Here is a 10,666-nt window from a genome sequence, read left to right as displayed (position 1 = left end):
CGTGGCCGGTGGGGGCGTGGCCGGTGGGGCCGTCGCCGGCTGGATGGGCGCCCAGGCGGGTCCGGTCTCGGCGAGTTCCGGGTCGACCTTGGCGAACAGCGGGCTGGGCTTAGCCAGCGGGATCCCGGGGGTGAGCTCGGTGCGCGCCCACCGGGCCTGCTCGGAGGCGTAGTCGCCCATGATCACCGGGTAACTGCGCCCGGCCTCGGGCAGGCCCGTCCCGACCAGGTCCACCGGCATGTCGTCGATCACCTCGTGGACCTGCGGCGACGCGGCCCACACGCCCTGCCCGCCGATCGCGCCGTGGATCTGCTGCGCGGCCGACGGCAGGTACGGGGTGAGCAGGGTGTTGGCGTCGGAGACCACCTGCAGGGCGGTGTGCAGCACGGTGCCCAGGCGCTCGCGCTGGTCCGGCTCCTTGGCCAGCTTCCACGGCTCGGTCGCGGCGATGTAGCGGTTCGCGGCGCCGACGATCCGCATCGCCTCGGTGGCACCGGCCTTGAAGCGGGAGCGCTCGAGGTGGCCGCCGACCGTGGCGAACGCGGACTCCGCGTCACGCAGGAGTTCGGCGTCGAGGTCGGTCAGGGTGCCGGGGCGCGGGATCTCGCCGAAGTTCTTGTGCGCCATCGACACCGTGCGGTTGACCAGGTTGCCCCAGCCGCCCACGAGCTCGGCGTTGGTGCGTCGCACGAACTCGTCCCAGGTGAAGTCGGTGTCCTGGTTCTCCGGGCCGGCCACCGAGATGAAGTACCGCAGCGAGTCGGGGCCGAACTCCGCCAGGAAGTCGCGGACGTAGATCACCACGCCCCGCGAGGAGGAGAACTTGGACCCGGACATGGTGAGGAACTCCGACGAGACCACCTCGGTGGGCAGGCCGAGCGCACCGAGCGCGCCCGGCTCGCCACCGTGCGCACCCCGGCCGTCGTAGCCGATGAGCTCGGCCGGCCAGATCTGCGAGTGGAACGTGATGTTGTCCTTGCCCATGAAGTAGTGGGAGACGGCCTCGGGGTCGGTCCACCAGCGACGCCACGCCTCGGGCTCACCCGAGCGCCACGCCCACTCGATCGAGGCGGACAGGTAACCCACCACGGCGTCGAACCACACGTAGAGCTTCTTGTCGCCCCGGTCCTGCCAGCCCTCGACCGGGATCGGGATCCCCCAGTCGATGTCCCGGCTCATCGCACGCGGACGCAGGTCCTCGAGCAGGTTGAGCGAGAATTTCAGGACGTTGGGCCGCCAGTCCTTCCGACCCTTGAGCCAGTCCCCCAGCGAGTCCGCGAGGGCGGGCAGGTCCAGGAACCAGTGCTCGGTCTCGATGAACTTCGGGGTCTCACCGTTGATCTTGGAGACCGGGTTCTTCAGGTCCGCCGGGTCCAGCTGGTTGCCGCAGTTGTCGCACTGGTCGCCCCGGGCGCCGTCGTAACCGCAGATCGGGCAGGTGCCCTCGATGTACCGGTCCGGCAGGGTGCGGCCCGTCGACGGGCTCACCGCCCCGGTGGTGGTCTTGGCCACCATGTACCCGTTGCGGTGCAGGCCCCGGAAGAGCTCCTGGACCACCGAGTAGTGGTTGCGGGTGGTGGTGCGGGTGAACAGGTCGTAGCTCAGCCCCAGTCCGGCCAGGTCGTCGACGATCACCCGGTTGTACCGGTCGGCGAGCGACTGGACCGACACCCCCTCCTTCTCGGCCTGCACGAGCAGCGGGGTGCCGTGCTCGTCGGTGCCCGAGACCATCAGCACGTCGTTGCCGGCCATCCGCTGGTACCGGGAGAAGACGTCCGACGGCACCCCGAACCCGGAGACGTGTCCGATGTGCCGGGGGCCGTTCGCGTACGGCCATGCGACCGCGGTCAGGACTGTCTTCGCCATGCGTCCAGAGTAGTGGTCGCGTCCGCGGCCGCCGTGCCGGGAGTGCACCCGGCCCGCGTCAGGCGTTCTCGGCCGCCGGATCGTGCGAGAGCGACTTGTGGATCGACACGCACAGGGCGATCAGCACCAGGACGAACGGTGACGCCGCGATGATGGTCATGTTCTGCAGGCTCGACAGCGCGTTCCCGCCGCCGTCGCCCGCGAGGAGCATGATGATCGCGACCGCCGCGGTGAAGGTACCCATGAGCATGACGATCCACCGTGACGGCTCCTCGACCCCGTGCTGGGCCATGCCGCCCATGACGATCGACGCCGAGTCGGCCGAGGTGATGAAGAAGACGGCGATGAGCACCATGGCGACCACCATGAGCACCGGCGCGAGCGGCAGTTCGCGGAGCAGGTTGAACAGCTGGGGCTCGAGCGAACCGTCGCCGAAGATGCTCCGACCGGCGTCCTCGAGATACAGGGCGAACCCGCCGAAGATCGAGAACCACAGCACCGACAGCGTGCTGGGTATGAGGACCACGCCGATGATGAACTCGCGGACCGTGCGGCCCCGGCTGATCCGGGCGAGGAACATCCCGACGAAGGGCGACCAGGAGATCCACCAGGCCCAGTAGAAGACCGTCCAGCCGGACAGCCACTCGGCCGCCTCGCCGTTCTCGCTCACCGCGGTGCGGGAGGCCATCTCGAAGAAGTCGGAGAAGTACGCACCGACGGTGGTGGGGACCAGGTCGAGCATGAAGAACAGCGCGCCGGAGAAGATCGCGACGAACAGCGCGAGCGAGACCGCCAGCACCAGGTTGATGTTGGACAGGATCCGGACGCCGTTGCCGATCCCGGAGGCCGCCGAGGCGAGGAACACCAGTCCCAGGACCACGATGACGCCCACGACGAGCGCGATGCCGCCGCCGCTGACCGCACCGGTCTCGTTCAGCCCGGCCCGGATCTGCAGCGCGCCGAGACCGAGCGAGGCGGCGGTACCGAAGATCGTGGCCACGACCGTCGCGATGTCGAGCACCTTGCCCATCCACCCGTTGGCCCGCTTCTCGCCGATCAGCGGGACGAACGCCTGCGAGATCAGGTGGCCGCGCTTGAAGCGGTAGGCCGCCAGCGCGAGGGCCAGGCCGACGATGGCGTACATGGACCACGGATGCAGGGTCCAGTGGAAGGCGGTGGTGGCCATGGCCACGTCGTACTGCTGCTCCTGACCCGGCGGCGGGGTCTGGAAGTGGGTGAGCGGCTCGGACACGCCGTAGAACATCAGACCGATGCCCATGCCCGCGGCGAACATCATGGCGATCCAGGACCGGGTGGAGTACTCAGGCTTCTCGTGGTCGCCTCCCAGCCGGATCGCGCCGAAGCGGGAGAACGCCAGATAGACGGTGTAGGCCACGACCGTGGTGGCCACCACGATGAACAACCAGCCCACCGTGTGGACCACCACGTCGAACGCCCGACCCGCGGCGCTCTCGAACGAGACCGTGTAGAACAAGCCCCACACCACCACGATCAGGGCGATCACGGCGGCGGGGACGATCACCGCGAAGTCGGCGCGCGGCTTCGTCGTCGGCGCGGTGGTCGGCGTGTTCCCGGGGTCACTCTTCTGTTCTCTAGAGGTGGACATTCCTGAAACCTTGTCAACAACTTCGGCGCTGTGCAAGATAATAAGTTCTTCACCAGCACAGGTGCGTGTAAGCATGAACGGGTGCGCGAGCGTCTGATACCCGTCCCGGAGCTGCTCCGTGCGCTGCGGGAACGGGCGCGGTCACACGGCCTGGCGCCCCCTGCCGCCTTCCTCGGCGACTGGCGGGATCGCCGCGCCGTGGTGGTCCCGTCGGTCGACCTCCGGCCCGTGTCGCAGGAGTCGGCGTTCGAGGAGAGCGACCACCTCGTCGTCGTCTATCGGTCCTTTCCCGACACCGTGCCCGGCGCCGCCCCACCGCTCCCGGCCGCGGTGCGCGGCGAGGCCTCCGGGTGGCTCACCCTCGACGCCGACGGCCGGTGGACACGCCACGGCGACGCCCCCGACCCGGCGCAGGTGGTCCGCGACCACGGTGCCGCCCGACGTGACGGCCGCCAGGACGACGACAACAACGACAACGACGACAACCCTGCCGACCACTTCCCGGACTGGGCCGTGCCGGACCGCGGGGCGCACCGCTCGGCCGTGACGGACTGTCTCGAGTCGATCCGCGCGGGCGAGGTCTACCAGGCCTGTCTGAGCACGCGACTGCACGGCAGGCTCCGCGCGGACCCGCTCGAGACCTTCCTCGCGATCGCCGGCCACTCCCCCGCCGCACGCTCGGCGTATCTCGAGGGACCCTGGGGCGCCGTCCTCGGGTTCTCGCCCGAGGAGTACCTGGTGCGCCGCGGCGATCAGGTGCGGTCCAGCCCCATCAAGGGCACGCTGGCGGCGGACCTGGACCCGGCGCTCTTGCTGGGGTCCGCGAAGGACATCGCGGAGAACATCATGATCGTGGACCTGGTCCGCAACGACCTCGGGCGCGTGGCCGACGTCGGGTCGGTGACCGTGACCGACCTGCTCGCCATCCGCCCGGCGCCCGGCGTGCACCACCTGGTCTCCACCGTCACCGCCCGCACGACCGCGGACAACGCGGCGCTGGTGGAGGCCACCTTCCCCCCGGCCTCGGTGACGGGGACGCCGAAGGCACGGGCCCGCGAGCTGATCGCCGGGTGGGAACCGCGGTCGCGGGGCCTGCACTGCGGGGCGTACGGCCTCGCCCTGGGCCGGGACCTCGAGCTCGCGGTGGCCATCCGCACCCTCGAGGCCACCCCCGACGGGCGCGTCGAGTTGGGCGTGGGCGGCGGCATCACCATCGACTCGGACCCCGACGCCGAGTGGGACGAGTGCGTACACAAGGCCGCGTTCACCTGGGGCGGTGGACCGGTGCCCTGGTAGTCGGCAGCGCGCGACGTGGTGGTCAGCCCCGCGAGGTGCTCAGCCCCGCGAGTCGACGACCGCCTGGTAGAGCTCCCGCTTGGTCAGTGACGAGCCCTCGGCGACGGCCGCGCAGGCGTCCTTGAGCCGCTCTCCCGCCTCGACCCGCTCCTCCACGATCTCGACCAGGTCCTCGGTCGTGGCGGTCGAGTCCGCGGCGTCCGCCCCCTCGATCACCACCACGATCTCCCCGCGGACCCCGTCGGCGGTCCGCTCGGCCAGCTCGCCGAGCGTGCCCCGCAGGACCTCCTCGTACGTCTTGGTGAGCTCACGGCACACCGCCGCGCGCCGACCGGCGCCCAGCACCTCCGCCGCCTCGGCGAGAGTGTCCCCGAGGCGGTGGGGCGACTCGAAGAACACGCACGTGCGCTCCTCCGCAGCAAGCCGGGCCAGCCAGGTCCGGCGACGACCAGCGCGGCGCGGGGGGAAGCCGTCGAAACAGAACCGGTCCACGGGCAGGCCGCTGAGCACCAGTGCCGTGGTGACGGCCGACGGGCCGGGAAGGCAGGTCACCGGGAGCCCGGCCTCGATACACGCGGTGACCAGCGAATACCCCGGGTCCGACACCGCGGGCATCCCGGCGTCGGTCACCACGGCCACCACGTCGCCGGCGCGGACCCGGTCCATCAGCTGGGGCACGCGGCCCGTCTCGTTGTGCTCGTAGAAGCTCATGACCCGGCCGGGGACCGTCACCCCGAGCGCCGTGGCGAGCCCGCGCAGACGCCGGGTGTCCTCGGCGGCCACGACGTCGGCGGTGGCGAGCAGGTCCTTCAGCCGGGAGGAGGCGTCGCCCGGATTCCCTATGGGGGTGGCCGCCAACACGACACGTCCGGACGTCATGCGCTCCACCCTATCCCCGGTCGCCCCCGTCCCCGGTCGCCGATGTCCGCGCCCGCGTCTCGCCAGAGTCTCGTCCGCGTCTCGCCCGCGTCCTGCCCTGCCCGTGTCCCCGGTCCCGGGAAGGCCACCATTATGCTCGCGGTGTGACCTCGACCCCAGGCGTGCGATCCCCGGGCCGCCCGCTCCCGGATCCGGACACCGGGCCGGTCGACACCCCCCGCGACTGGATCGCCACCGGCGTCATCCTGGTCCTGGCCTTCCTCTCGCGCTTCTGGGGCCTGACCTCCGCCACGGACGAGGGCACCCCGGTCTTCGACGAGAAGCACTACGCGCCGCAGTCGTTCAGCATCGCGCAGCTGGGGATCGAGGAGAACCCGGCCTACGGACTGGTGGTCCACCCGCCCGTCGCCAAGCAGATCGAGTCGCTGGGCGGACTGCTCTTCGGCTACACCCCACTGGGCTGGCGGTTCACCGCCGCGATCTGCGGCGTGCTCGTGGTGCTCATGGTCATGCGGATCACCAGGCGGCTGACCCGATCCACGCAACTCGGCCTGGTCGCGGGCCTGCTGCTGTGTCTGGACGGGGTCACCTTCGTGACCTCCCGCATCGGCATGCTCGACATCTACCAGGTCCTGTTCGTCACTGCCGCCGCCGGTGCCCTGCTCGTCGACCGCGACCAGATGCGCGGCCGGATGCACCGCGCCGCGCTCGCCGGCCGGCTCCACCTGTCGGACTTCGGACCGCGACTGGGCTTCCGCTGGTGGCGGTTCACCGCCGGCGTCATGCTCGGGCTGGCCCTCGGCGTCAAGTGGTCGGGCCTGTACTTCATCGCGTTCTTCGGCCTCATGACGGTGGCCTGGGACTGGGCGTTGCGCAGTCGCTACGGGGTGCGGCGACCGCTGGCGGGCACGCTGCTCCGGGATGCCGTCCCGGCCTTCGTCACCCTGGTCATCTGGCCCGCCCTGATCCACATGTTCACCTGGCTCCCGTGGTTCGCCGGCGAGAACTCGGTGTACCGGCACGCGGTGGGGTCAAAGGTCGACGACAACTGGCTGCCCGACTCACTCCAGTCGTGGCTGTACTACCAGTCGTCCGTGCTCGACTTCCACTCCTCGCTCACCACCTCGGCGGGCAACCGACACCCGTGGGAGTCCAAGCCGTGGACCTGGCCGATGAGCCTGCGGCCGATGCTCTATTACGTCGAGCAGGGCGAGGACGTGACCGGCTGCGGTCAGGACTCCTGCGTCCGCGCCATCATGCTCCTCGGTACGCCCGCGATCTGGTGGCTCGCGATCCCGGTGCTCGGCTGGGCGTTCTGGCGGGCCGTCATCTGCCGCGACGGCCGGTACGCGTTCCCGCTCGTCGGCTACATGGCCGGCTATCTGCCGTGGTTCTTCCAGCACGACCGCCAGATGTACTTCTTCTACGCCTCGGTGATGGTGCCGTTCTTCGTGATGATGGTCGCGCTGGTGCTGGGCGAGATCGCCGGCAGGTCCACCGACTCGCCACGGCGCAAGACGATCGGCCGGGCGATCGTGTGCCTCTATCTGGGGCTCGTGGTGGCCAACTTCCTCTACATGCTGCCCATCCTGTCGGGGATGTCCATCACCTCGACGGAATGGAACCAGCAGCTCTGGCTGCCGTCCTGGCGTTAGCCTCGACTCGCCCCGCCGTGCCGCCCACCGCGAGCGACGCCGGCCCTACCCGCCCAGCGCCCGGTCGATGCTGAACCGGCCCGCCCCGACCGCCGCGATGAGCAACACGCCCACCCCGAGTGCCACCACGAGCTCCCAGCCGTTCTGGGTGACGAAGGGCCCGTTGGTGGCATGGACGAAATACAGGGCTCCCGCCATGTCCACCGCCAGCAGGATCCCGGCCAGCGGCGTGAGGATGCCCGCGATGAGTGCGATCCCCGCGATCAACTCGACCCCGGCGACGACCGCGGCGGTCACCTCCGGCTGCGGGATCCCGTACCCGGCGAACTGCTCACCCACCCGGCTCAACCCCAGCGTGAAGAACTTCTGCCATCCGTGGGCCACGAACACCGCCCCGAGCCCGAGCCGGGCCAGCAGGATGGCGGCGTCGTTGAGGGTCTCCATCCCCCTCACGAGAGGATTCCCTCTCCGGCCTTGTTGATGCGACGGCTCAGGAGTCGCATCGCGAGCGTGTAGAGCGGCGGAGCGAACTTCTGGGCGGCGAACCCCAGTCGGATGTCCGGCGAGGTGTAGACGATGTAGCGCCCCTTGCGTACGCCCTCGAGTGTCTTCTCGGCCGCGACCTCCGGGGTGACGGCATGGCGTCTGAACTGGTCCACGGTCTTGGCGACCTGCGGGTTCGAACGGTCCACGCCCGCGATCTCGACGGTCTCCACCAACGGGGTGTCCACCCCGCCGGGACACACCAGGTGCACGCCGATCCCGTACGGCGCCAGGTCGAAGCGGAGCACCTCGGCGATGCCACGGATGCCGAACTTGGCGGCGCTGTACGCGGCGTGCCACGGCAGACCCAGCAGACCGGCGGCGGACGAGACCATGACGAGCGCGGCGGGTCGCTTCGCCGCCATCATCGCCGGGACGAACGCCTCGATCACGTGGATGGTGCCCATGAGGTTGACCTCGACCATGGACCGCCAGACGCGGTGTTCGAGCAGGTCGGGCCGCCCCCATGCCGAGTTGCCCGCGACGTGGAAGATCGCGTGCGGGGCGCCGTGCGCGGCGATCGTGCTCTCGCCGAACCCCATCACCGCCTCGTGCTCGGTGATGTCCACGGTCTCGGAGCCCAGCACCGCGCCACCCGCGTCCCGGCAGGCCTGTGCCGCCGTCTGCAACCCGGCGGCGTCGCGGTCCGTCAGCACCAGCCGCGCGCCCTCGCCCGCCAGCCGGATCGCCACGGCGCGGCCGATCCCGCTGGCCGCTCCGGTGACCACGCAGGTCTTGCCACGGTAGTCGGTGATCCGTCGCCTCGACATGTGCTCCCCTTCCGGCCCGGGTCGCTCGAGCGGGCCTCCTGGGGTCCCACCGTAGCGGCCCGCCGGTGCCAGGAAGGTGGCCTGACGCCGGTGTCAGGAAGGTGGCCTGACGCCGGTCGGGGTCAGCCGCGCGCCGGGACGGGCGGAACTTGGTCGCGCAACACGCAGCGGCTCCCGCTGTAGATCGTGGCCATGCATCGGTTGCAGTGCACGCACAGGGACCGACGACGATCATCGGCCCTCAGCTTGTTGGGCAGGTCCGGCTCACGCAGGAGGCCGCGCCCCATGGCCACGAACTCGAATCCCGCGCTCATCGCCTTGTCGATCGACGGTCGGTCGACGATCCCCCCGAGCAGCATCATGGGCATACTCACGGCCTCGCGGATCTGGCGGGCGTCGTCGAGCATGTAGGCGTCCGTGTAGGGGTACTCCTTGAACATCCTGGGTCCGACGACCTTCATGCCCAGCTTGATGACCGTCGGCTGGGTGGCGGCGAACTCGTGCAGCGGCGCGTCGCCCTTGAACAGGTAGATGGGGTTGAGCAGGGAGCTGCCCACGGTCATCACCAGGGCGTCCGCCGAGCCGTCCTCCTCGATCCACCTGGCCACCTGCACGGCCTCGTCGATCCAGAATCCGCCGGGCACGCCGTCGTCCATGTTGAGCTTGATGGTCACGGCGATCCGGTCGCCCATCGCGTCGCGGATGGAGCGGCCGATGCGGCGGGCGAACCGAGCACGGTTCTCGAGGGACCCGCCGTAGGAGTCCTTGCGCTTGTTCAGCTTGGGGCTGAGGAACTCGCTCACCAGGTAGTTGTGCCCGAAGTGCACCTCGATGGCGTCGAACCCGGCCTCCGCCGCCCCACGGGCCGCTCGGACGTGGTCCTCCACGATCCGATCGATATCCGCCTCGGTGCAGGCCCTGGTCAGGGACATTCCCGTGGGGGCCGGGATGCGGGACGGCCCCATCGCCGGCATCTTGTTGGAGGCGGAATTGGCCACCGCCCCCGCGTGGCCGACCTGCGCCGAGACGGCCGCGCCCTCGGCGTGCACCGTGTCGGTGAGCTTGCGCAGCATGCCGCCGTCGTCCATGCCCCAGTGGTACTGATGTCGGTCGGTCCGACCCTCGGGCGAGGTGGCCAGGTAGGCGACCGTCGTCATGCCGACGCCGCCGCGGGCGTACTCGGCGTGGAACTCGATGAGCTCGTCGGTGACCCGGCCCTCGGGGCAGCGGCCCTCGAACGTCGCGGCCTTGACGATACGGTTGCGCAACGTCACGTTTCCGATCTTCGCCGGGCTGAAGACATCGGGCGCGGGGCTACCTGGTGCGAGGGTCATGAGCGAACTATAACGCGTTCCAATCCAGTGATCACGCGCTTTGGCCAGCACTTTTGCACTGAGTGCAATTGGCTCACCTGTCTCCGTGCCCGTCTTGCGAGCGCGCGCCGGCCCGCTCAGCCCTGGGGGGTGAGCGACGTCGCGTCGATCCCCGCGAGCGCCTGATCCACCAGGTCGGCCGCCGAGTCCGTGGGTACCACCCTCTCCAGGGCACTCCCCACCCCCGGGACGCCACCGACGAGCGCGGAGACCGAACCGTTGGTGTCTCCGGCGAGCAGGTGGTCGATCGACCTGCCCAGCGCCGGTGCGACCGAGCAGACCGCGCTGGTCGGCAGTCCGGCCCCGGCGAGGTTGGCCACGCTACCGACGTTGCAGACCGCGGTGGCCGTGGAACCGACCGGCCCGCTGGTCGACCCCGGAAGCGAACCGGTGACGGAACCGAGCTGCGCGTTCGCGGTCCCGGCGCCCGCGAGGAGGGTTACGGCGGCCATGCCGCACACGGTGAGAAGTCTTCCGGACATGTCGTTCTCCCTGGGGTCGTCGAGGGCGGCGCTCACCGCCTGCACCTCAGCACATCAGAGTTCGCTTACCTTAAAGTGGACTTTGCGTGGATTACGGGTGCGTCCACGACGAACGGGCGCCCCGCGGATCCGCCAGGGACGACCCCTGTGGCTAGTGGGTATCTCCGTTAGTGCG

The 10,666-nt window shown here is 70.1% G+C and carries 9 protein-coding genes; 2 read left to right on the top strand and 7 right to left on the bottom strand.

All coding sequences use genetic code 11. The features are described from left to right. Positions 1-1,866 (bottom strand): methionine--tRNA ligase (gene metG, locus G6020_RS02440; RefSeq protein ID WP_182609548.1); only part of this gene is annotated, 1,866 nt, incomplete at its 3' end. A gap of 58 nt (positions 1,867-1,924) precedes the next feature. Continuing rightward, positions 1,925-3,493: a BCCT family transporter gene (locus G6020_RS02435; RefSeq protein WP_182609547.1), complete on the bottom strand. Its 1,569-nt coding sequence runs from the start codon at positions 3,491-3,493 to the stop codon at positions 1,925-1,927. A gap of 81 nt (positions 3,494-3,574) precedes the next feature. Here G6020_RS02435 and G6020_RS02430 point away from each other — a divergent pair, with 81 nt between their 5' ends. Beyond that, positions 3,575-4,789, top strand: a complete 1,215-nt coding sequence (locus tag G6020_RS02430) for an aminodeoxychorismate synthase component I (RefSeq protein ID WP_182609546.1) — start codon at positions 3,575-3,577, stop codon at positions 4,787-4,789. Positions 4,790-4,828: 39 nt separating this feature from the next. Here the strand turns inward: G6020_RS02430 and rsmI are convergent, their stop codons facing one another. Further along, on the bottom strand, positions 4,829-5,668 hold the full coding sequence (rsmI, locus tag G6020_RS02425; RefSeq protein WP_179525820.1) for a 16S rRNA (cytidine(1402)-2'-O)-methyltransferase: 840 nt from the start codon (positions 5,666-5,668) through the stop codon (positions 4,829-4,831). A 143-nt stretch (positions 5,669-5,811) separates the two neighbouring features. Between rsmI and G6020_RS02420 the strand changes: the two genes are divergently transcribed. Continuing rightward, positions 5,812-7,323, top strand: a complete 1,512-nt coding sequence (locus G6020_RS02420; RefSeq protein ID WP_182609545.1) for a phospholipid carrier-dependent glycosyltransferase — start codon at positions 5,812-5,814, stop codon at positions 7,321-7,323. A gap of 45 nt (positions 7,324-7,368) precedes the next feature. On the opposite strand, the gene G6020_RS02415 is transcribed toward G6020_RS02420, so the two are convergent. The 4 genes from G6020_RS02415 to G6020_RS02400 form a co-directional block, all read right to left on the bottom strand. Then, positions 7,369-7,767 carry a DoxX family protein gene (locus tag G6020_RS02415; protein WP_179525822.1) on the bottom strand — a complete coding sequence of 133 codons (399 nt, stop codon included), beginning with the start codon at positions 7,765-7,767 and terminating at the stop codon, positions 7,369-7,371. 5 nt (positions 7,768-7,772) lie between these two features. Next, complete coding sequence (locus G6020_RS02410) at positions 7,773-8,636, bottom strand: SDR family oxidoreductase (RefSeq protein WP_182609544.1); 864 nt, start codon at positions 8,634-8,636, stop codon at positions 7,773-7,775. A gap of 122 nt (positions 8,637-8,758) precedes the next feature. Next, on the bottom strand, positions 8,759-9,970 hold the full coding sequence (locus tag G6020_RS02405) for an NADH:flavin oxidoreductase (RefSeq protein WP_182609543.1): 1,212 nt from the start codon (positions 9,968-9,970) through the stop codon (positions 8,759-8,761). 116 nt (positions 9,971-10,086) lie between these two features. Then, complete coding sequence (locus tag G6020_RS02400) at positions 10,087-10,527, bottom strand: hypothetical protein (protein ID WP_347238291.1); 441 nt, start codon at positions 10,525-10,527, stop codon at positions 10,087-10,089. Between the last annotated feature and the right edge of the window lie 139 nt (positions 10,528-10,666).

This window comes from Dietzia sp. B19 (assembly GCF_014145155.1).
GTDB classification, from domain to species: domain Bacteria; phylum Actinomycetota; class Actinomycetes; order Mycobacteriales; family Mycobacteriaceae; genus Dietzia; species Dietzia natronolimnaea.
The sequence above is the reverse complement of the archived record's forward strand: the minus strand, read 5'-3'. Positions and strand labels throughout refer to the sequence as shown.